The sequence below is a fragment of the Haladaptatus halobius genome, from assembly GCF_020618475.1.
In the GTDB taxonomy this organism is placed as follows: Archaea; Halobacteriota; Halobacteria; order Halobacteriales; family Haladaptataceae; genus Haladaptatus; species Haladaptatus halobius.
In genome coordinates, this window is sequence record NZ_CP085335.1 from 2199160 (window position 1) to 2217429 (window position 18270).

At 63.7% G+C, this 18270-nt stretch carries 26 protein-coding genes; 14 read left to right on the top strand and 12 right to left on the bottom strand.

Annotation, left to right across the window (positions count from 1 at the left end):
- Positions 1-16 precede the first annotated feature (16 nt).
- Complete coding sequence (locus LIW51_RS12865; protein ID WP_227374515.1) at positions 17-217, bottom strand: hypothetical protein; 201 nt, start codon at positions 215-217, stop codon at positions 17-19.
- Positions 218-328: 111 nt separating this feature from the next.
- On the opposite strand from LIW51_RS12865, the gene LIW51_RS12870 reads away from it, so the two are divergent.
- Positions 329-982, top strand: coding sequence for a hypothetical protein (locus LIW51_RS12870; protein WP_227374516.1), 654 nt, complete (start codon positions 329-331; stop codon positions 980-982).
- A 105-nt stretch (positions 983-1087) separates the two neighbouring features.
- Here LIW51_RS12870 and LIW51_RS12875 read toward each other — a convergent pair whose 3' ends face one another.
- From LIW51_RS12875 to LIW51_RS12885, 4 genes are all read right to left on the bottom strand, one after another.
- Entirely contained in the window at positions 1088-1465 is a 378-nt protein-coding gene (locus tag LIW51_RS12875; RefSeq protein ID WP_227374517.1) for a plastocyanin/azurin family copper-binding protein, read from the bottom strand.
- Positions 1466-1474: 9 nt separating this feature from the next.
- The gene (locus LIW51_RS12880; protein ID WP_227374518.1) at positions 1475-1735 is read right to left on the bottom strand and encodes a plastocyanin/azurin family copper-binding protein; all 261 of its coding nucleotides are present in this window, start codon (positions 1733-1735) and stop codon (positions 1475-1477) included.
- Entirely contained in the window at positions 1732-1863 is a 132-nt protein-coding gene (locus LIW51_RS38550) for a hypothetical protein (protein ID WP_255766673.1), read from the bottom strand. The genes LIW51_RS12880 and LIW51_RS38550 overlap by 4 nt, the downstream gene beginning before the upstream one ends.
- A 77-nt stretch (positions 1864-1940) precedes the next feature.
- The gene (locus LIW51_RS12885) at positions 1941-2876 is read right to left on the bottom strand and encodes a cation diffusion facilitator family transporter (protein ID WP_227374519.1); all 936 of its coding nucleotides are present in this window, start codon (positions 2874-2876) and stop codon (positions 1941-1943) included.
- Between LIW51_RS12885 and LIW51_RS12890 the strand changes: the two genes are divergently transcribed.
- Together LIW51_RS12890 and LIW51_RS12895 are read left to right on the top strand one after the other, a co-directional pair.
- Positions 2842-3117 (top strand): hypothetical protein, encoded by a 276-nt coding sequence (locus LIW51_RS12890; RefSeq protein WP_227374520.1) that lies wholly within the window; start codon positions 2842-2844, stop codon positions 3115-3117. The two genes, LIW51_RS12885 and LIW51_RS12890, sit on opposite strands and share 35 nt — an antisense overlap.
- Before the next feature lie 103 nt (positions 3118-3220).
- The gene (locus LIW51_RS12895) at positions 3221-3622 is read left to right on the top strand and encodes a winged helix-turn-helix transcriptional regulator (RefSeq protein ID WP_227374521.1); all 402 of its coding nucleotides are present in this window, start codon (positions 3221-3223) and stop codon (positions 3620-3622) included.
- On the opposite strand, the gene LIW51_RS12900 is transcribed toward LIW51_RS12895, so the two are convergent.
- Positions 3619-4146 carry an HIT family protein gene (locus LIW51_RS12900; RefSeq protein WP_227374522.1) on the bottom strand — a complete coding sequence of 176 codons (528 nt, stop codon included), beginning with the start codon at positions 4144-4146 and terminating at the stop codon, positions 3619-3621. The genes LIW51_RS12895 and LIW51_RS12900 overlap by 4 nt on opposite strands.
- 481 nt (positions 4147-4627) lie before the next feature.
- On the opposite strand from LIW51_RS12900, the gene LIW51_RS12905 reads away from it, so the two are divergent.
- From LIW51_RS12905 to LIW51_RS12915, 3 genes are all read left to right on the top strand, one after another.
- Positions 4628-5305, top strand: a complete 678-nt coding sequence (locus LIW51_RS12905) for a potassium channel family protein (RefSeq protein WP_227374523.1) — start codon at positions 4628-4630, stop codon at positions 5303-5305.
- A gap of 1 nt (position 5306) precedes the next feature.
- The gene (locus LIW51_RS12910) at positions 5307-7016 is read left to right on the top strand and encodes a TrkH family potassium uptake protein (protein ID WP_227374524.1); all 1710 of its coding nucleotides are present in this window, start codon (positions 5307-5309) and stop codon (positions 7014-7016) included.
- Positions 7017-7221: 205 nt separating this feature from the next.
- Positions 7222-7422 carry a DUF7835 family putative zinc beta-ribbon protein gene (locus LIW51_RS12915; RefSeq protein ID WP_227353609.1) on the top strand — a complete coding sequence of 67 codons (201 nt, stop codon included), beginning with the start codon at positions 7222-7224 and terminating at the stop codon, positions 7420-7422.
- 117 nt (positions 7423-7539) lie between these two features.
- Here the strand turns inward: LIW51_RS12915 and map are convergent, their stop codons facing one another.
- A complete protein-coding gene (gene map / locus LIW51_RS12920) occupies positions 7540-8436 on the bottom strand; it encodes a type II methionyl aminopeptidase (RefSeq protein ID WP_227374525.1) in 897 nt (298 codons plus the stop codon).
- A gap of 175 nt (positions 8437-8611) precedes the next feature.
- Between map and LIW51_RS12925 the strand changes: the two genes are divergently transcribed.
- Positions 8612-9499 (top strand): hypothetical protein, encoded by an 888-nt coding sequence (locus LIW51_RS12925; protein WP_227374526.1) that lies wholly within the window; start codon positions 8612-8614, stop codon positions 9497-9499.
- A 42-nt stretch (positions 9500-9541) separates the two neighbouring features.
- On the opposite strand, the gene LIW51_RS12930 is transcribed toward LIW51_RS12925, so the two are convergent.
- On the bottom strand, positions 9542-10390 hold the full coding sequence (locus LIW51_RS12930) for an isoaspartyl peptidase/L-asparaginase (RefSeq protein WP_227374527.1): 849 nt from the start codon (positions 10388-10390) through the stop codon (positions 9542-9544).
- Positions 10391-10485: 95 nt separating this feature from the next.
- Here LIW51_RS12930 and LIW51_RS12935 point away from each other — a divergent pair, with 95 nt between their 5' ends.
- The 3 genes from LIW51_RS12935 to icd all read left to right on the top strand — a co-directional run bounded on the left by LIW51_RS12935 (position 10486) and on the right by icd (position 12645).
- Positions 10486-10971 carry a hypothetical protein gene (locus LIW51_RS12935; protein WP_227374528.1) on the top strand — a complete coding sequence of 162 codons (486 nt, stop codon included), beginning with the start codon at positions 10486-10488 and terminating at the stop codon, positions 10969-10971.
- An 88-nt stretch (positions 10972-11059) separates the two neighbouring features.
- Entirely contained in the window at positions 11060-11185 is a 126-nt protein-coding gene (locus tag LIW51_RS39920) for a hypothetical protein (RefSeq protein WP_255766674.1), read from the top strand.
- 194 nt (positions 11186-11379) lie between these two features.
- Positions 11380-12645, top strand: a complete 1266-nt coding sequence (gene icd / locus LIW51_RS12940; protein ID WP_227374529.1) for an isocitrate dehydrogenase (NADP(+)) — start codon at positions 11380-11382, stop codon at positions 12643-12645.
- Positions 12646-12683: 38 nt separating this feature from the next.
- Here the strand turns inward: icd and LIW51_RS12945 are convergent, their stop codons facing one another.
- Positions 12684-13019, bottom strand: coding sequence for a cupin domain-containing protein (locus tag LIW51_RS12945; RefSeq protein ID WP_227374530.1), 336 nt, complete (start codon positions 13017-13019; stop codon positions 12684-12686).
- Between the two features lie 76 nt (positions 13020-13095).
- Here LIW51_RS12945 and LIW51_RS12950 point away from each other — a divergent pair, with 76 nt between their 5' ends.
- The gene (locus tag LIW51_RS12950; protein WP_227374531.1) at positions 13096-13263 is read left to right on the top strand and encodes a hypothetical protein; all 168 of its coding nucleotides are present in this window, start codon (positions 13096-13098) and stop codon (positions 13261-13263) included.
- Positions 13264-13289: 26 nt separating this feature from the next.
- On the top strand, positions 13290-13808 hold the full coding sequence (locus LIW51_RS12955; protein WP_227374532.1) for a DUF5817 domain-containing protein: 519 nt from the start codon (positions 13290-13292) through the stop codon (positions 13806-13808).
- Between the two features lie 24 nt (positions 13809-13832).
- Here LIW51_RS12955 and LIW51_RS12960 read toward each other — a convergent pair whose 3' ends face one another.
- Complete coding sequence (locus LIW51_RS12960) at positions 13833-13973, bottom strand: hypothetical protein (RefSeq protein ID WP_227374533.1); 141 nt, start codon at positions 13971-13973, stop codon at positions 13833-13835.
- Positions 13974-14100: 127 nt separating this feature from the next.
- A complete protein-coding gene (hmgA, locus tag LIW51_RS12965; protein ID WP_227374534.1) occupies positions 14101-15312 on the bottom strand; it encodes a hydroxymethylglutaryl-CoA reductase (NADPH) in 1212 nt (403 codons plus the stop codon).
- Positions 15313-15411: 99 nt separating this feature from the next.
- Here hmgA and LIW51_RS12970 point away from each other — a divergent pair, with 99 nt between their 5' ends.
- Positions 15412-15915 (top strand): GNAT family N-acetyltransferase, encoded by a 504-nt coding sequence (locus LIW51_RS12970; RefSeq protein WP_227374535.1) that lies wholly within the window; start codon positions 15412-15414, stop codon positions 15913-15915.
- 8 nt (positions 15916-15923) lie between these two features.
- Here the strand turns inward: LIW51_RS12970 and LIW51_RS12975 are convergent, their stop codons facing one another.
- Complete coding sequence (locus tag LIW51_RS12975; RefSeq protein ID WP_227374536.1) at positions 15924-16388, bottom strand: hypothetical protein; 465 nt, start codon at positions 16386-16388, stop codon at positions 15924-15926.
- An 82-nt stretch (positions 16389-16470) separates the two neighbouring features.
- On the opposite strand from LIW51_RS12975, the gene LIW51_RS12980 reads away from it, so the two are divergent.
- Positions 16471-18000 (top strand): amidohydrolase, encoded by a 1530-nt coding sequence (locus LIW51_RS12980; RefSeq protein ID WP_227374537.1) that lies wholly within the window; start codon positions 16471-16473, stop codon positions 17998-18000.
- Positions 18001-18270 lie beyond the last annotated feature (270 nt).

An 18270-nucleotide genomic window follows, 5' to 3' on the forward strand; every position in this document is an offset into this window, starting at 1 on the left:
CGTCAGCAGAAAGCATTTATCCTCTCGTAGACCAGTTCCGCGCGAAGCCCTCCAGCAACCGACGCGCGTTCCTCGGCACCGTCAGCGCCGCTCTCGTCGGCGTCGCGAGCTGTCTCGACGACGCCTCGACCGGAGCGACCGACGAACCAACTTCTTCGACGCCCACCGAAACGACGTCGAAGACGACCGCGAGAACCACGGAGACCGCCTCGTTCACGCTTCCCAAGTCCTCCGTGAAGGAGGTGGGGTACCTACGCGTCGCCGTCGCTGACCCGACCGTCAGGAAAGCTGTCGCCTACCGGTCGGTTATGGGTTCGGGGGCGTACTCATGTCCGACGACCGCCAATTCGTCGTCGCAGCCGTCCAGAGTCGAACCGGGAAAGCCGCCGACGCGGAAGGCGAGCCGCGGTACGACGCCTTCGAACTCGTCGCCGACGGCGAGGTGTTCCCCGCCGTCGAAGTCGAAGACCGAACGGTGGGAGCCTACACCACGTCGCTCGCCGGGTGCGGTCAGATTCGGTACGACGCTCCCTCCGTGGGGGCTCACACGGTCGGCTGGATAACCTTCGAACCGACGTCGCCGCTCGCTGTGAGTGGAACCGCGATTCGGTGTCAGCACGACGCCGAAACCGCCGAGTGGTCGCTCTCCGACGAGCAAATCTCAAAGCTCGCTCGCCCGGCAGCCGAGTTCGAACTCCGGTCGTTCGAGGCGACGGTGGGAGAAGCGAGCGTCGATGTCTCCTTCGTCGCCGAAAACGTCTCCGAGGTGGAGGGTCGATTCCTCGCCGCAGTCTACTGGCCGACCGCGGGTATCGCGGACGACGACGAGTCGACCATCGTCGACCGCTCCGTCGCCGCGGGCGACCGTATCGAGTGGACGAAGACGTTCGATACGGAGTACGCCGCCGGAGCGGACGGCACGGTGACCGCCAGCGTCGAAGGCGTCATCTCCGGGGAGACGAAAGTCGACCTTGGCGCGTAGTCCGAGAGAGCTGCAGATCGAAAAAGCGAGTTACTTTGGAGGGCCGATTCGGGGCACCGATTCAGCGCGCTGGTTCGAACGTCGTTTCGGAGAGTCTATCGGGGATTATTCGACGATAATCGTTCCTTTCATTCCCATCGTCTCGTGGGGGACGCAGTAGTATTCGTACTCGCCGGGCACCTCGAAGGTGTACCTGTACTCGTAGCCCGCGTCGTAGGTTGCTCCGTCACCACCGGGCGAACTGGGACGGTTCGCCCTTTTCGGTTGACTTTCGACGGCGACGTTGTGGGTATTGGACATCCAGACGAACGTGACCTCGGTTCCTGCCGAAACTTCGAGCAGGTCGGGTGCGAACTCGAGACTGCCACCCGGCCCGACTTCTATCGGTAGGTCGTCCTTCGTCGCGGGTGGTGTTCCGTCGGTCGTCGTTTCGGTCGCCGTCCCGCTCGTCACCGCCGGCGAGACGGTCACCGTCCCGACCATCCCGGCGGCTTAGTGCGGTTGGCAGAAGTACTCGTACTCGCCGACTGTCTCGAAGGTGTGGGTATAGCGGTATCCCCTGTCGTAAACTTTGGACACGGGGGCCGGCGTCCCCTTCCAGTTCGCATCGTCGGGGTGGTCTTCGACCGCGACGTTGTGCGTGTCCGACTTCCACTCCCACCCGACGGTCTGGTCGGGGTGAACCGTGACGTTCTCGGGAGCGAACGTCAGGTTGCCTCCGTGGCCGACTGCTATCGTCACGTCCGCTTTCATCTCGTCGGCCGCCGTCTGCTCGCCTTTCGAGCCGACTTGGCCGCCCGCGAGACAGCGGCGAGGGACGCACCTACGAGCGTCGCGCCGGTCGCTTTCAGCATCGTCCGCCTATCGTGTTCGGGAGTCATGGGAACCCATATACGTGCCTACAACAGTCCGATGAAAAATACCGGTGCTCGATTCTCACCGCGTGAAAACGGCGCTCTCAGTTCTCGTCTCCGTCTCCGAGCGACGTATCGGCCAGTTTATCCGCCTCGTCGTCGGGCTTCCACTCCCCCAGTTCCTTCGGGTCGACGTGGACGAACACCTCGTCCACCTCGGGGATGTCGCGGATGGAGTCCATGATTCGGGTTTCGATGCCGTGGGCCTCGATTAGCGTTCGGTCGCCTTCGACCTCGACGTGTAAGCTCACGTCGATCTCCGGGCCGACGTAGTGGGCGATGACGTCGTGGACGCCCTCCACGTCAGGGTGGTCGAGCGCCCGCCGGACGATGTCGGCCCGGAGGTCTTCCGGTGGCGCGCGTCCGACGAGGTAGTCCACGTTGTCCTCGACGATCTCCCAGCCAGTGTAGAGGATGCCGAGCGAGACGACGCCCGCCGCGATGGGGTCGAGCGCCGGAAGGCCGAACCGAGCGCCGAGCACGCCGATCAGCGCCGCCCCCGCGGTGAGGATGTCGTTGCGGTTGTCCAGCGCCGTCGCCACCACCGCGGGCGAGCGAGCCTCCTCGCCGACCCGAAGGCAGTATCGGTAGAGCGCGTACTTGGCAACCCCCGTGCCGACGAGCACGGCGGCGGCGAGCCAGCCCGTCGTCACCGAGATATCGCCGGAGAGGAGGGAGGTCGTCGCGCGCCAGAGCACTAGCACACCCGCCGCGAATACGCCGAGCGCGACGAACAGCGACACGAACGGCTCAATGCGCTCGTGCCCGTGCGGGTGTTCGAAGTCCGGCGGTTGTGTCGTCAGGTAGAGACCGCCGAGGACGACGATGCTGTACACCGAGTCCGCGAGGCTGTTGACGGCCTCGGAGCCGACCGCGAGGCTACCGGTCTGGAGCCAGACGGCACCCTTGGCGAACGCCAGCAGGACGTTCGCCGCGAGGACGACGATGCCCGCGGAGCGGACGGCGCGAGACCGGTTCATCGACGAGAACGTTCGCACTCCAAAGAAAAGGGCGTATCGCTCCGGTCTCGGCTCAGCAACACTCAGGGTAGCAAGCGCCGCCCGCGCAGCAGGTGCTCGTACAGCAGCGAACGACGGGGACGGTGTCGGCGTCGGTAAAGTGGTCGGTTGGTCGGTCGACGTCGGTCGGTCGGTCGGCAGTACAAGGGTCGGACGTGCGTTCGAGCGCACAGCAGTCGTCGGACATCACACTCAGTCGTAGGCTCTCGCCGTGGATAAACGAGTCAGTTTCTCGACCCGAAGGTGGTGTCGACGCGGAAACTACCCGGGTACGTTTACCACCGTGGGACGCCAACCGGACGACGATGAGCGACGACTGGCAACGGACGTGGCACGCCGTCCGGAGCGCCTTCGGGTCGAAGTGGGCGTTCCACGTCGTGCGGGCGCTCTCGGAGCGGGAGCAGGGGTTCAACGACCTCCGGCGGTCGCTCGGCGGCGTCAGCGCGAAGACGCTCTCCGAACGACTTCGGGAGCTTCGGTGTCTGGGCTTCGTGGAGAAGGAGGTTCGCGCCACGTCGCCGCCGACGACGATGTATCGGCTCACCGACCACGGGGAGTCGCTGGCGACCGTTATGTACGACGTGGAGTCGCTGGTCGAAGTGGTCGAGTGCCCCGACGGGGACTGCCCCGTTCCCGCGGACACTGCGCCGGATTGCGCCCGCCCGCCCTCGGCTGAAACCGTGTCGGAATCGACCTGCGACTGTTAGTAGCGCACCGCGCCGTCGTCGGGGACGGTCGCGCCGTCCTGCTCGGCGAACGCTACGTACAGTCGCTCGTAGGTGTCGTCCAGCCCTTCGACGATGACCTTCGTGTCGGCTATGACGGGCATGAAGTTCGTGTCCCCCTCCCAGCGCGGGACGACGTGCGTGTGGAGGTGGGCGATGGAGCCGCCGCTTCCCTCGCCGATGTTCAGCCCGGCGTTGAACCCGTCCGGCGAGAGGGCGCTTTCGAGCGCGTCAAAGGTTCGTTGTTTGAGCCGGGCGTGGCCCAACAGCATCTTGTCGTTCAACTCGCGGAAATCGTCCGTGTGTTGGTCGGGGATGACCATGACGTGGCCGGGGTTGTAGGGGTAGTTGTTCAGCATGACGACGCTGTGGTCGTTGCGGGCGACGACGAGGTGTTCGCGGTCAGCACCGCGATGGGGGAGTTCGCAGAAGACGCACTCCACGTCGCCGTCCTTCTCCTCGCGTTCGACCCACTCGATGCGCCACGGCGCGAAGACCTGTTGCATGGGACAGTGTGAGTCGGGGGGACGCTTTACGTTTTCAGTCTTCGACGGGGTGAGATTCGCCCCGGTTCGATTCGTCCTCGTTTCGTCGACGCGGTGAGATGCGATGGAATCTCTCGAAAGGGCCGGGTTCGAACGAGCTTCGACACTGCGGAGTGATGTCTCAGAAAGCCCTCGGGCGCTACACTCGCGCCCTACGCTGCGCGCGAGGCGAGCGGTCGGGGGTTTTCGAGGATACCGTCACTGTGTCAGAACGTCCGGTGTCAGAATTTTAACGTCGAGAACGACTGAGGTTTCCGAAAAGACAACCGACCCGATTGGAAAACAGTCTCGAACTCGGCAGCGGCGGTTACAGCGATTTTAACGACTTCATAATCGTGATCAATCCGAACCTCAACGACGATAGCGACCGACACCGCCGCCCCGTTCCGACAGTCGCACAACAGTATCTTTTCAAACGCTGGCTTCGGACTGGGGGTAACGAATGTACATCATCATCGTCGGTGCGGGCGATATCGGCTCGCAACTCATCGGCATTGCGACGCAGAACAACAACGACGTGGTGGTCATCGAGAAGGACGCGGAGCGCGCCGAACGCGCCTCGATGGAGTTCGACTGTCTCGTCTTACACGACGATGCGACGATCATCGATACGCTGGAGGAGGCGGGCGCGAACCGGGCCGACGCGCTCATCAGCACGACCGACCAGGACGCGACGAACATCATGGTCTGTCTCCTCGGGCAAGAACTCGAAGTCCCGTCGCTGGTGTCGGTCGTCCACAACCCCGAGCACATGAACGTCTTCCGGCAGATCGGCGTGAACGTCATCGAGAATCCCCAGCGACTCATCGCAGAGTACCTCTACCGCGCCGTCAAGCGACCCTCCATCAAGGATTACATGAAGGTCGGCGACCAAGCGGAGGTGTTCGAAATCACGGTCGATTCCTACGCCCCGGTCGCCGGACTCACGCTGGCCGAGGCGGCGGACGAAGGGCTGTTCGACGACGGCATACTCGTGGTCGCGCTCGAACGCGACCACGAGGTCATCACCCCGCGCGGGAACACGAAGATAGCGGGCGGCGACCTCGTCACCGTCTTCTCCGAGACGGGCGCGACGCCGGAGGTGACGGATATCTTCGGTCACTACGAGGATCACGACTGATATGGTACGACGCAAGACGGTCGCGGGAGTTCCGGCGGACTTAGCCATCATCTTACGAGATATCGGCGCGCTCGTGTTGATGCAGGCCGCGCTGATGGGGTTCACCGTCCTCCTCGCGCTCACCTTCGGCGAGTTCTACGCGGCGCTCGCGTTTCTGCTCGCGGGAGTCGTCACGGCGACGGTCGGCAGCGTCACCCGCAAAACCTTCGAGAACGCGCCGAACCCGGTGATGAAACACGGGATGGTCATCGCCGCCGGGGGCTGGTTCGCCACCGCCATCTTCGGTGCGATACCGTTCTTCCTCGCCGCGCATCTGACCCCCGTTTCGGTGATGAACTCGTACGTTCCCGCGGGTGCGAGCTACAAGCCGATTCGCGTCGGCGGTGCGACGACGATGTCGAGTCTGGCGTACTTCCAGAACCCCCTGCACGCGCTGTTCGAGAGCATGTCCGGATGGACGGGAAGCGGACTGACGATGGCGGTACACGAACCGTCGCTACCCCGCGCCGTCCAGTGGTGGCGGTCGCTCATCCAGTGGGTCGGCGGAGTCGGCGTCATCGTCCTCACGACGGCCATCCTCGCACGCCCCGGAAGCGGGAGCTACGCGCTCTATCAAGCCGAGACGCGCGAGGAGCGAATCCACCCGAGCATCATCCACACGGTTCAGACGGTGTGGCGAATCTTCCTCCTCTACACCGTGCTCGCGATCGTCGCGCTGTTCGCCGCGATTCTGTGGAGCGAACCGCGGCTGAGCCTGTTCGAATCGTTCTGGCAGGCGCTCAATCACGCCATGACGGGGCTCTCAACGGGCGGATTCAGCGTCACGGACAACTCCATCGCGTCGTACGACTCCCCGCTCATCGAGGGCGTCCTCCTGCCCATCATGACCCTCGGCGCTATCGCGTTCCCCATCCACTACGTGATGCTCCGCGACCGCAACCCCGACGCGCTATTCTCCGACCTCCAGACGCGCTGGCTGTTCATCCTCTTGGCCGCGGGTGCGGTCGTCCTGTCGGTGCAGAACGTCGTCACGCTTCCCGAGGCGAACGGGGCGTTCACCGAGACGGGGTGGTTCGGCCTCCAGAACGTCCGGATTCCGCTGGCGTGGGCCGGATTCGAGAGCCTCGGCCCGTCGCCGCTCGCCGCCGACGCGACGCGGGACTCCGTCTTCCAGTTCGTCAGCGCGCTCACCTGCACGGGGTTCCAGTCGTCCGATATCGGCGCATGGAGTGCCGGCGGTAAGCTCATCGTCAGCGGGGCGATGGTGCTCGGCGGCGCGGCGGGGAGCACCGTCGGTGGTATCAAGATCATCCGCGGATACATGATCAGCAAGGGCATCCAGTGGGAGTTCTCCCGCGTCTTCCTCCCGTCGTCGGCGGTCGTCAACACCAAGATCGGGACTCGCGTACTCGACCGACATCAGATGTTCGAGGAGTTCAGCGAGGCGGCCATCGTGAGCATGCTCTGGATCATCCTGCTCATCACCGGAAGCGTCGTCCTCGTGAACGTCGCCCCCGGTTTCGGCTACGCCGACGCGCTGTTCGAGGTCGCCAGCGCGCAGGGCAACGTCGGCCTCTCGACCGGCATCACGGGGCCGACGATGTCGCCGGTCGCCGAGGGAATGCTCGTCCTGAACATGTGGGTCGGCCGTCTCGAAATCTTTCCCGTCCTCGTGTTTCTCCGCTCGGCGCTGTTCGGTCTCGAACCCTGACCACCTATATAACGTATTCGGCTGTTGTAGAGCGTTGCGCCATCATTAACGGTTCTCAGGCCACGATAAACGAAATGGGACACTCTCGTCGCCTCAAAGGGGTGAATCGCAAGACAGAGACCGAATAAACGGTTCGAACGCCCTCCAACAGAGAGGGGTTTTTATGCTATTGTCAGGGGAAGAAGGAACCGAGCAGGAAGTCACCATGGCAACAAAAAATCAGGGGTTCCAGGCAGTAGTCGAACTGTGTGATAACTGCGGTCGTGAGACCTCGCACGAGGTTTCGGTTCAGATTCGAACCGAGAGCAAAAAGAAGGAGAACGCCGAATTCTCGCGCGAACCGTACCGCGTCACGAAGTGCCAGACGTGCGGCGAGACGAACAGCCAGCGGATGAACAACGCCTGAGTATCCGGTATCTACGTTCGACTATTATTCGTTTTCCGTCTGCCGTTGTGGCGACACGTCGTTCCACCGCCGCCGGCCGAGAGCTGTCACCGGGAACTAGTTGACAGTTCAGAGTAATTACCGCGTGAATACTTCGCATCCGTCTTCCGTGACGATGACGGAGTGCTCTTTCTGGCTGACGAGGAAGCCGTCTTCCTCCTTCAGCACCGGATAGCCGTGGATCACGTTCTGCATCTTGAGGCGGCGAACCGCCATCTCGGGGCGGGAGACGTCCAACCATCGGGTGGCGAAGGGGAGGGTTCGGAACTCCTCGGTGATCTGGTCGAGCGCCTGTCGAGCACTGCGGTCACGAACCGACGTTTCGCGTTCGAGGGCGAAGATCTCCTCCTCGGCACCCTCGCCGACTTTGCCGCTTCCGTCGGTGGCGAACGGTTCGATAGCGACCACGTCACCGACTTGCAACTCGATACCTTGCGAAACAGCGCGGTTGGGGATGTTCGGTTCCGTGTGCTGTTCGTAGTGTTCGAGGCCGTGGCCGGAGAGGTTAACGACGGGATTGTAGCCGTACCCCTCGATGACGGACTCGATTTCGGCACCGATATCGCCGGTCTCGACGCCGGGGCCGACCACTTCGAGGGCGGCGTCGAGGGCCTCTGCGCTGGCTTCGGCGAGGTCGTCGTGACCCGAGAGGTCGACCGTGATGGCGGTGTCCGCGAGCCAGCCGTCGATCTGTACGCCAATGTCGAGGTTGACCATCTCCTCGCCGAACGTGCTATCGTCGTCGATGCTCGGCGTCGCGTGCGCCGCCTCCTCGTCGATGCTGATGTTCACCGGGAACGCCGGTTTTCCGCCGAGTTCGCGAATTCGATCTTCCGCGTATTCTGCGATTTCGAGGTGGCTCACGCCGACATCGACTCGGTCTGCGGTCTCTTCACGCACCTGTGCGAGTATCTCGCCGGCCTCCCGATGCTTCTCGTACTTCTCCGCCGAGAGGTCGACCTCCTGTTCGCTCATGGCACGTACTTTGCCCGAACGCCAGAAAGAGTTTGCGTTACATCGAACCCGTAGGCGGAGATTGACGCCGACGGCGAATCCGTGGTAACGCGAATGTAATTCGAGAAACACGTCATCGAACTCCCGAACGGTCGTCCCGGTTTATTGTCGTCAACGGGATATTGGATGTCTGCACATGCAGAGAGAAATCGGGGCCGTGCTCGCAACGACACTACTGGTGCTCGCCAGCCTCTCGCTGGGAGCACTGGGAAGTGCGGGGACAACGACAGACGAAGGGGTACACCTACAGAACGTCACGGTCGAACGACTCGAACTGGGGAACGTCACGGTCGAGAACGCGACCATCGAGACCATGGAGGTCGATCTGGTGCGGATAGAGGACCGAGACCGAACCTTCCGTAACGCGAGACTTCAGAACGTCTCGTTGGAACGGCTGTCGTTCGAAGGCGTCAGCGCGGAGAACATCGAGAGCGAAGAGCTGAGTAACGCGACGAATGGCGGGGAGAACGTTCCGTCGAACGTCTCCGTCAGCGACGTGACCATCGAACAGTTCTCGGTCGAGACGCTCGTCGTCGAGAATCTCACGATGGCCGAAGACGGAACGACCACGACGACGGAAGGAACCGCGGAGACGACCACCGCCGAAGAGACGACCCAAGCAGCGAACGAATCGGCGCAGTCGTTGGGGAGCGTCACCATCCGAACCGCCGACGTTCAGACGATGACCATCGAATCGCTGACGGTCGAGAGCATCTCGGTCGGTGGCGCAGAGACGACCGCCGAAGAAACCACGACCGCGGCGGAAAAGACCACGGCCAACGAGACGACGGCTAACGAAACGACCGCAGCGTCCATGGCGCTCCAAGACGAGATCGTCGTCGACAACATCTCAGTCGAGAACGTGACCGTCGATAGCGCGACGGTCGCCGTCGCCAACGCCGAAAACGCGGTCGCCGCGGAGTCGCAAGCAACGACCGCCGCCCAAGCGACGACCACCGCCGAAGGAACGACCGCGGGCCAAGAGACGACGGTCGAAGCGACCGAAACGACGACCGCGGCGTAGAACGCTCACAGCCGACCGTTTTTTCGGTACGCCGGACGGTCGCTACTCGCTCAGCGCGGTCTGCATCGCGTCGCTGTTGAACGCGCTTCCCGCGTTTCCGTCGCGGTCGAGAACGATGACGCCCGCGCTCGAACCGGTGAGTTCGGCGAATTCCGCCATTGCGCGATCGGCGGCCGCCTGCGCGTCGAGTCCGGATTCGAGGTGGCGGACCGCCCGCCGGGTGAGCGTCGCCTTGGCGATGTCCTCGCCGGCTCCGGTGGCGCTGGCCGCACCGGCTGGGGCGGCGTAGAAGCCGCTGCCGATTTGGGGTACGTCGCCGACTCGGCCCGCGAGCGCGAGCCATCGCCCGCCGGTCGAGGTGGCCGCCGCGAACCGTTCTCCATCGTACGCGACCGCGCCGACCGTGTCGGATCCGCCGAACTTCTCGCGGAGCCACGCGACGTGTACGCGCGGCGCCCCATTGGGGACGTCGAGGTCGTTCCATCGCTCGCGGCTGCGTTCCGTCCAGAGGTCGACGCCCGTCTCGACGCCGAAATCGGCTCCCAGTTCGACCGCGTGTTCGCCGCTGACGAGGACGTGCGGCGTCTCCTCCATCACGACTCGCGCCACACTGACCGCGTGTTCGACGCCGGGCATCGAGCAGGCCGCGCCCGCGTCCCGGTCGCTGGTCATCATTCCCGCGTCGGTTCGAATCTCACCGTCGCTCTGAACCGCACCGCCGACGCCCGCGTTGAATCGCGGCGACGATTCGAGGACGTGAACCGCCGCCTCGACCGCGTCGACGACGGTTTCTCGCTCCTCGCCCGCCGCAGCAGCCTCGTCCAACACCGCCTGTCGCGGTTCGGGTTCGTCCGGTGCGCTTCCCGCCCCGCCGTGTACGATGACCTTCATGTGCGGTGTTCTCGCGGCAGGTGTCTTAAGTTCCGACGAACCGGCATTCGACCGAAAGCGAAAATAGCTCGACAAAACGAATCGGGTATCGAACCATGACGATGTACGTGCGCGACGAGACGGCCGAGTGCCGAACCGTCGACGGTTGGGACGACGGTGTCGGCTGGATGGTCCATCCCGACGAGGAGGGCAAGCGGACGAGTCACGCGATTCGCGGCGAGAACGGCGGCATCTGGCTCGTCGACCCCTTGAATGCGCCGGGCGTAGACGACCTGCTCGCGGAACTCGGCGAGGTCGTCGGCGTGGCCGTGCTCTCGAACTGGCACGCCCGAGACGCGGGAGCCTTCGCCCGTCGTCACGGCGTCGCCGTCCACCTTCCGGAGTGGATGACCCGAATCGAAGAGCGCGTGGACGCCACAGTCGAACGGTATTCGGCGGAGATCGGCGACTCCGGCCTTCGAGTGCGAAGATGCCACCCGCTACCCGGTTGGCACGAAGCGATAGCATACCGCGAATCCGACGGGACGCTCTACGTGCCAGACGTTCTCGGAACCGCCCCCCTGTTCACCGTCGGCGATTAGCGAATCGGCGTTTATCTCCTCAGACGCCCGTTTCCGCCCCGGAACGCGTTCGTCGACTTCGACCCCGAACGAATCCTCGTCGGTCACGGTGAGGGCGTCTTCGAGGGAGCGGCGGCGGCACTCTCCGACGCCCTCGCGGGAGCGCGACGGCGATTTCCGCGCGGACTTCTCGAAAGCGGTGGCGCGCAACTACGCGCACTCGTGGGGGCGGTGACGAACTGACGAAGCGGGACGTATCGACCGTCGAAACGGAAAAGTATCGCCGAGAATGCGGTTCGAGTGGGTCGGACAGCTGCTAGTACCTCCTTCGAACCCGCGAACCGATTCAATTCTTAAAGGAAGTATAATGCTCATACGGGGGACAAACGGCAGGTATTATATCCAAGTCGAAACAGAGTTCGAACGTTCATGAGCTACGAGTTCGAGAAGGTAGACGTACCTGAGGACGGGGAACAAATCACGTACGACGAGGAGACGGGGAAGCTGAACGTGCCCGAAAATCCCATCGTTCCGATCGTCCACGGAGACGGCATCGGGACGGACGTCGGACCGGCGGCCCAGAAGGTGCTCGACGCCGCGGCGAAGGCGACGGGACGCGAGATAGATTGGATGCGCGTCTACGCGGGCGCCAGCGCACGCGAAAAGTACGACGAAAACCTGCCGGACGACACCGTCGAAGCCATCAAGAAGTTCAAGATCGCCATCAAGGGACCGCTCACGACGCCGGTCGGGGCCGGGTTCCGCAGTTTGAACGTCGCACTCCGCCAGAAACTCGACCTGTACGCGAACGTCCGCCCGACGTACCATCTCGATAACGTTCCGTCGCCGGTCAAACGTCCAGAAGCGATGGACATGGTCTTCTTCCGCGAAAACACGGAGGACGTGTACGCCGGTATCGAGTGGGAAGCCGGTACCGACGAGGTACAGCGGGTCAAGGAGTTCGTCGAAGAAGAGATGGGGGCCACGGGCGTCATCCACGACGGTCCCGTCGGTATCGGCGTCAAACCCATCTCGGAGTTCGGGTCGAAGCGCCTCGTCCGCGAAGCCATCGACTACGCCCTCGAAAACGACCGCGACTCGGTCACGCTGGTTCACAAGGGCAACATCATGAAGTTCACCGAGGGCGCGTTCCGCGACTGGGGCTACGAACTCGCCGAGGAGGAGTACGGCGACGTCACCATCACGGAAGACGAACTCTGGGACGAGTACGACGGCGAACAGCCCGAAGACAAACTTGTCGTCAAAGACCGCATCGCGGACAACATGCTCCAACAGATCCTCACCCGCACCGACGAGTACGAAGTCATCGCCACGATGAACCTGAACGGCGACTACATGTCCGACGCCGCGGGTGCCCAGATCGGCGGCCTTGGCATCGCACCGGGTGCGAACTTCGGCGACCACCGCTGTCTCGCCGAACCCGTCCACGGCTCCGCTCCGAAGTATGCGGGACAGGACAAAGTCAACCCGACCGCGATGATCCTCTCCGGTCGCCTCATGCTCGAGTACATGGGCTGGAAGGACGCGGGCAAACTCGTCCGCGACGCCGTCGAGGAGACGATCTCCTCCGGCCAAGTCACCTACGACCTCGAACGCCAGATTGAAGGCGGGGAGAAACTCGCCACCAGCGAGTACGCCGACGCCATCGTCGAGAACATCGAAAAACTCTCGTAAATCTCGAACGCGATTTTTTTCGTTTCTATTCCTGGCAGTCACTTCCACGGCACGTCCAATCGCGGCGGGCTGAACACGTCGATACCGAGAACCGGCGTGTCACCTCTGTTCTCCGCCGCGTGCGGTTCGTCGCCCGGAATCGCGTATGAGTCCTGTTCTTTAACCACTACCTCCTCGCCATCGACGACGAACGTCAGCGCGCCGCTGTAGACGAATCCCGTCTGCTCGTGTTCGTGGCTGTGTTTCGGCACCGTCGCGCCGGATTCGATGCGGAAATGCTGGATACTCATGCGATCTCCGGCGGCGAGCTGTGCGAGATAGACTCCGTCGGTGGCTTCCACGGCGTCGCGGTCTGAGAGGGGAATCGACTCCATGACATCAATTCGCACGCAAGGGACGTAAATCTCGGGGCGAGAGTTTAAGTACGAGAACGGAACCAACTCTGGCGAGATGTCGGTCGAACTGCTCGTGGGTATCGCGGCCGCGGTTCTCCTCGTCGCGCGTCCGTTGACTACTACGGTACGCGAGCAGCCACCGAACTGGCGGTGCCCCCCCGACTCGCTTGCGACGACCGAATCCGACCGCCGCGTCCAAGCCGCCGCCCGAACGCAGGGTTGAACAGGGCGGCGACCGGAGGTGCGAGCATGTACAGCGTCGTCGGCTGTAGCGCGTGTAACAACCTGTGGATAGTCGAGGGGCGGCCCGAGACGACGCAGTGTTCGCGCTGCGGGAAGCGCCGTAAATTCCGGAAGTTGAAGAAGTTCGTCGAAACCGACGACGAAGACTACGCGCGCGAGGTTCGCGCCTCGATGATCGCCAATCGACAGGGCCACGGCGACGCCTTCGCCGAACTCGATTCGTTCGCTGAGATGGACTCGCAGATCGAGGACGCCGGGATGGACGACGAGGAGTATCTCGACCGCTCCGGCATCGACACCGACGATGTCGCCACCGCCGGAGAGCCCTCCCGCCGTAGCGCGAGCAAAGGTAAAAAGCAGGTCGTGCTCGACGCACTGTCGAATCTCGACGAGCCCGACGAAAGAGAAATCGTCACGTACGCGCGAGAGCGAGGCGTCTCCGCCGAATACGTCCGACGAGCGCTCGAAAAGCTCTCCCGGCGCGGCGAAATCAGCGAGAGCCAAGGTCGCTATCGTCGTCTCTAAAGAAGGAAGGAGGGAACTCCCAATTCAGGGAAGCGCACCGTTCAGTCCCCTCCACACGGCAACCATCAACGTGAGGAAGGTGAGCAGTAGCTTCAGGAACTGAAGGACGTGATACGCCCGGGAGTCAGTGATCGGTGCGTCCCCGTCGGTGGTGGATGCGGCCATCGGAGGTCACTATCGGGTGGCACGGTGCGAGTGATTCGATTCGCTCGCACGTGCCAACAGACAGTTACACGCCAACCATAATAAATTCTAGAATTATTTCTCCGTAATATACCTTCGCAAGGGACGATTACCGCCCGAGTTCTTCGTGTGCGCTGGAGAGGTGCCGCGACGCGAGCGCCGCGAGTAGGGAAAGTTCACCCGCCAGCGCGCCGACCGCGATGATCTCCGCGAGCGCGTCGGCGTTGCTTCCGGCGGGGTCGCCGCCGCCACGAAGGCCCAGTACGTCGAGGGCTTCTGACTGCGTGGGAAGTTTGGTGCCGCCGCCGACGGTTCCGACTTCCAGACTGGCGAGACTGACGCTCGCGTACAGTTCGTTCTCACGGGCTTCGACGGTCGTGATGGCGTTGCTACCCTCGACCACCTGCGCGGCGTCCTGTCCGGTGGCGAGGAACGCGGCGGCGACGACGTTCGCGGCATGTGCGTTGAATCCGAGGCTTCCGGCCTTCGCGCTCCCGACGAGATTCTTGCGTATGTTCGCCTCCTCGATGGCTTTCGGCGTCGTGTGGAGGCGTTCTTCGACCGTCTCGCGGGAGATTCGAATGTCCGCCGTGACGCTCCTACCGCGGCCTTCGACGGCGTTGATGGCGGCGGGTTTCTTGTCGGTACAGAGGTTGCCCGAGAGCGCGACGAGGCTCGCCGGCGTCTCCTCCTCGACCAGCGACGCGGCTTCGCGGGTTGCGATGGTCGCCATGTTCATCCCCATCGCATCTTTGGTGTCGTAGACGAATCGCAGGAAGACGGAGGCCCCGACGACGTAGGGCGTCACGTCGAGGAGTTCGCCGTGGCTGGTCGTCGATTCCGCGGCGTCGGCGAGTCGGTCGCGGTTGTCGGCCACCCAGTTCACGACCTCCTCGGCCTCGGCGACGCCCTGCACGCGGAAGACGGGTGCGCGAGTCATCCCGGTCTTCGTGACCCGCGCGTCCGCCCCTCCGGCGCTGGTGATGACCGAACAGCCGCGGTTGACGCTCGCCACCAACGCACCCTCGGTCGTGGCGAGCGGGAGGTAGTAGTCGCCCTCCGCCGACCCGCCGCTGACATTGACCGGTCCCGCGACGCCCATCGGAATCTGGGCCCCGCCGACCATGTTCTCGACGTTGTTCTCGGCTCGCTCGGCGTCGAAGGCGTAATCGCCGACCGCGTCGAGCGTCGCGTCGGTTTCCGATTCGAGGAGTATCCGGCGGGCCGCAGTCGCGGTGTCGTGGTCTGCGTGGTCTTCGAGTTCGTGCAAGCGCACGTCGCCCGCCCGAATCTGTTCCGCGAATTCGTCTGCGTCGGTCATGGTTCGGGAGTTGCAGTCCCACCCCCTAACAGTTGCTCATTCGACCGAGCCATCGGCGAGAGCCATCAACGATTTGCCTCCCGTGCGAGAATGTCCACCATGGAAACGAGGGGAGCGACGGCGACCGACATCCCGGAGATTCGTCGGGTCGCCCGTGAAGCGTTGGACGAAGCGTACGATTTCTTCCCTAAGAAGGAGCGCGAAGCGACCGTGCGAGTACGGTTCGGCGACGAACGACTCGAATCGGCGATGGCGGACGACGACGTGATACTCGTCGCCGCCATCGCGGACGGCGAACTCGTTGGGTACGCGCACGTCGACGCGGTCAATCGGGCCGATGCCGTCGGCGAGGCGGTCTTGCGGGGAATCTACGTCGCGCCGAACCGGTGGCGGGAAGGTATCGGAACCGCACTTCTCGACGCCGTCGAGGACTCGATTCGGGAGCGCGGATTCACACAGCTATCGGTCGCGGTTCTCGCCGAAAACGAGCGAGGAAAACGATTCTTGGAGTCGAATAATTTCGAACGGATCGAAGAACGGGTCGAAGATCTGTTTACGGGCGGAACCGCGCCTCAACTCGTCTACTACCACGATTTCGCGTAGAGTCCGTTTCACCGACTCGTGACGTTCTCCCGGCGGACTACTTCATCGTCGTGGACGACCCTCAGCGCGAACGATCCGTGAGGGCCGCTGTTCGGGATGTGGATGGTTGCGGTGTAGTTCGCCAGCGCGGCGCAGCCACATTCCGGCTTGTCGGTCGCTCGCTGGCTGTTTATCCGGAGCGTATAGTTCCCCCACCCGGTTTCCACCAGATTCGGCTCGCTGAGCGAGTACGAGGCGTCCGGAACGCTCACGTTACCGGAGACGACGAGGAACCGTCGTTCGTCTTCCGTGCGTTTCGTCGATTCGACGCGGTTCTCCGGCGATTCGACGCAACCGCCGCCGGAACTCACCGCGCCCACCAGTTTCGGCTCTTCCGGTTTCTTCTCGGTGACTACCTTCGTCTCCGTTCCCCGCCCGAGGAATCCGGAGTGGGAGCAACCGGCGAGGAGGACGACGGGGGGCTTGGAGGGCATCGGTACCGTACTCGCGGTGAACGGTCAAAGCCTTTCTGCCGAACCCCGAACAGTTATCGCCGTCGGAACACACCACGGAACCATGACAGCGCCAGCGGATCTGATTCTCACCAACGCGGAGGTACACAGCCTCGCAGACCCCGACGAAACGGCGGAGGCGGTGGCCGTCCGCGACGGGAAAGTCGTTCGCGTAGATTCGGCCTACGAAGTCGACTTTCTGGAGGGCGTCGAAACCGAGGTCGTCGACCTCGACGGGCGCGTCCTCCTGCCGGGGTTCGTCGACGCGCACACCCACATGGCGACGGTCGGGAGCTACCTCGTCAACGCCGACCTCTCGGACGCCGACTCGCCAGCCGACTGCGTGGAACTGCTCGCTGAGTTGGACGACCGCGAGTGGATACTCGGCTACGGGTTCGACGAGAGCACGTGGGACGAATCGCGCTATCTGACCCGCGACGACCTCGATTCCGTAAGCGAGACGCGACCGGTCGTCGCCTTCCGAGAGGACATGCACATCGCCGCCGTCAACGGCGAAGTCATCGCGCGACTCGGCGAGGAGATGCCGAACGAGGACGTGAAAACGGAGAACGGCGAACCGACCGGCGTCATCGTCGAGGAGGCCGTCGACGCGGTCTACGAGGCCATCGAACCCGACGCCGAGACGATGCGCAACCTCCTGCTCGCGGCGCAGCGAGACGCGCACGAGAAGGGCGTCACTGGGGTTCACGACATGGTGCGTCGGTCGTGCGCGCCGGATGTGTACCGGAAACTCGACCTCGACGGCGACCTCACCCTGCGAGTGCGAATCAACTACTGGAGCGACCACGTCGAGGCGGTTGAAGAGGTCGGACTCCGGACGAACCACGGAAGCGAGTTCGTCCGGACGGGCGCGATAAAGACGTTCACCGACGGGAGTTTCGGCGGGCGAACCGCGAAGCTCTCCGAACCCTACGCCGACGGCGACGGAACCGGACAGTGGGTCGTCTCGCCCGAAGAACTTGACGAACTCGTCGCCCGCGTCGACGACGCCAGATTGCAGGTTACGGCGCACGCTATCGGTGACGACGCCATCGACGCCGCCCTCGACGCGTTCGAGGCGACTGACGACCCCCGTGCGATGCGCCACCGCGTCGAACACGTCGAACTCGTCACCGACGAGCAGGTCGAACGCTTCGCCGAGTCCGGCGTCGTCGCCTCCGTCCAGCCGAACTTCTTGAAGTGGGCGCAAGAAGGTGGCCTCTACGACTCCCGACTCGGTTCGGAACGTAGGAAGCAAACGAACCGTTTCCGAACTCTACTCGATTCGGGAGCCGCACTCGCGTTCGGGAGCGACTGCATGCCCCTCGACCCGTTGCTCGGGGTTCACCACGCCGTCAACGCGCCCGTCGAAGCGCAGCGACTCTCCGTGACCGAGGCGCTCCGCGCGTACACGCTCGGGGCGGCATACGCCGGATTCGACGAGAACCGGCTCGGAACCGTCGAGGAAGGCAAGAAGGCGGACTTCGTGGTGCTCGACCGCTCGCCGTGGGAAGAGCCGGACGAGATCGAGGGTATCGACGTTGCGATGACGGTCGTTGACGGCGAAATCGCGTTCGACGGACGGAACGACTAAGCCGGGTCGCGTTCGAACTGCGGTCGTGTTTCCGCCCTCCACACCGCCGAGTTCGGCGTCGTCGGCGCGCCGGTCGTCGCGTACTACTACGTCGACCTCGAAACCTCCGCCGACCGACTCGTGGCGATGCACGCGACGATGGTCGCCGCCCTGCTCTTCTTCCCGTCGTTTCTCATCTACTACGTCCTCCTCGCGTTTCCGCTCGTCCCTCCTCCTCTACACGTTCGAGGGGCGGGGCAGAACGACGTTTCTGACGGGGGCGGCGGTCGC

Coding starts and splice junctions, on each gene's coding strand:
- LIW51_RS12900 (WP_227374522.1), bottom strand. CDS start 4,146: ATGCAACAGGTCTTCGCGCCGTGGCGCATCGAGTGGGTCGAACGCGAG.
- LIW51_RS12935 (WP_227374528.1), top strand. CDS start 10,486: ATGACGATGTACGTGCGCGACGAGACGGCCGAGTGCCGAACCGTCGAC.
- hmgA (WP_227374534.1), bottom strand. CDS start 15,312: ATGACCGACGCAGACGAATTCGCGGAACAGATTCGGGCGGGCGACGTG.
- LIW51_RS12955 (WP_227374532.1), top strand. CDS start 13,290: ATGTACAGCGTCGTCGGCTGTAGCGCGTGTAACAACCTGTGGATAGTC.
- LIW51_RS38550 (WP_255766673.1), bottom strand. CDS start 1,863: ATGACTCCCGAACACGATAGGCGGACGATGCTGAAAGCGACCGGCGCG.
- LIW51_RS12895 (WP_227374521.1), top strand. CDS start 3,221: ATGAGCGACGACTGGCAACGGACGTGGCACGCCGTCCGGAGCGCCTTC.
- LIW51_RS12910 (WP_227374524.1), top strand. CDS start 5,307: ATGGTACGACGCAAGACGGTCGCGGGAGTTCCGGCGGACTTAGCCATC.
- LIW51_RS12980 (WP_227374537.1), top strand. CDS start 16,471: ATGACAGCGCCAGCGGATCTGATTCTCACCAACGCGGAGGTACACAGC.
- icd (WP_227374529.1), top strand. CDS start 11,380: ATGAGCTACGAGTTCGAGAAGGTAGACGTACCTGAGGACGGGGAACAA.
- LIW51_RS12890 (WP_227374520.1), top strand. CDS start 2,842: ATGCCCGCGGAGCGGACGGCGCGAGACCGGTTCATCGACGAGAACGTT.
- LIW51_RS12870 (WP_227374516.1), top strand. CDS start 329: ATGTCCGACGACCGCCAATTCGTCGTCGCAGCCGTCCAGAGTCGAACC.
- LIW51_RS12945 (WP_227374530.1), bottom strand. CDS start 13,019: ATGGAGTCGATTCCCCTCTCAGACCGCGACGCCGTGGAAGCCACCGAC.
- LIW51_RS12885 (WP_227374519.1), bottom strand. CDS start 2,876: ATGAACCGGTCTCGCGCCGTCCGCTCCGCGGGCATCGTCGTCCTCGCG.
- LIW51_RS12875 (WP_227374517.1), bottom strand. CDS start 1,465: ATGGTCGGGACGGTGACCGTCTCGCCGGCGGTGACGAGCGGGACGGCG.
- LIW51_RS12930 (WP_227374527.1), bottom strand. CDS start 10,390: ATGAAGGTCATCGTACACGGCGGGGCGGGAAGCGCACCGGACGAACCC.
- LIW51_RS12915 (WP_227353609.1), top strand. CDS start 7,222: ATGGCAACAAAAAATCAGGGGTTCCAGGCAGTAGTCGAACTGTGTGAT.
- LIW51_RS12905 (WP_227374523.1), top strand. CDS start 4,628: ATGTACATCATCATCGTCGGTGCGGGCGATATCGGCTCGCAACTCATC.
- LIW51_RS12950 (WP_227374531.1), top strand. CDS start 13,096: ATGTCGGTCGAACTGCTCGTGGGTATCGCGGCCGCGGTTCTCCTCGTC.
- LIW51_RS12960 (WP_227374533.1), bottom strand. CDS start 13,973: ATGGCCGCATCCACCACCGACGGGGACGCACCGATCACTGACTCCCGG.
- map (WP_227374525.1), bottom strand. CDS start 8,436: ATGAGCGAACAGGAGGTCGACCTCTCGGCGGAGAAGTACGAGAAGCAT.
- LIW51_RS12970 (WP_227374535.1), top strand. CDS start 15,412: ATGGAAACGAGGGGAGCGACGGCGACCGACATCCCGGAGATTCGTCGG.
- LIW51_RS12925 (WP_227374526.1), top strand. CDS start 8,612: ATGCAGAGAGAAATCGGGGCCGTGCTCGCAACGACACTACTGGTGCTC.
- LIW51_RS12975 (WP_227374536.1), bottom strand. CDS start 16,388: ATGCCCTCCAAGCCCCCCGTCGTCCTCCTCGCCGGTTGCTCCCACTCC.
- LIW51_RS12880 (WP_227374518.1), bottom strand. CDS start 1,735: ATGAAAGCGGACGTGACGATAGCAGTCGGCCACGGAGGCAACCTGACG.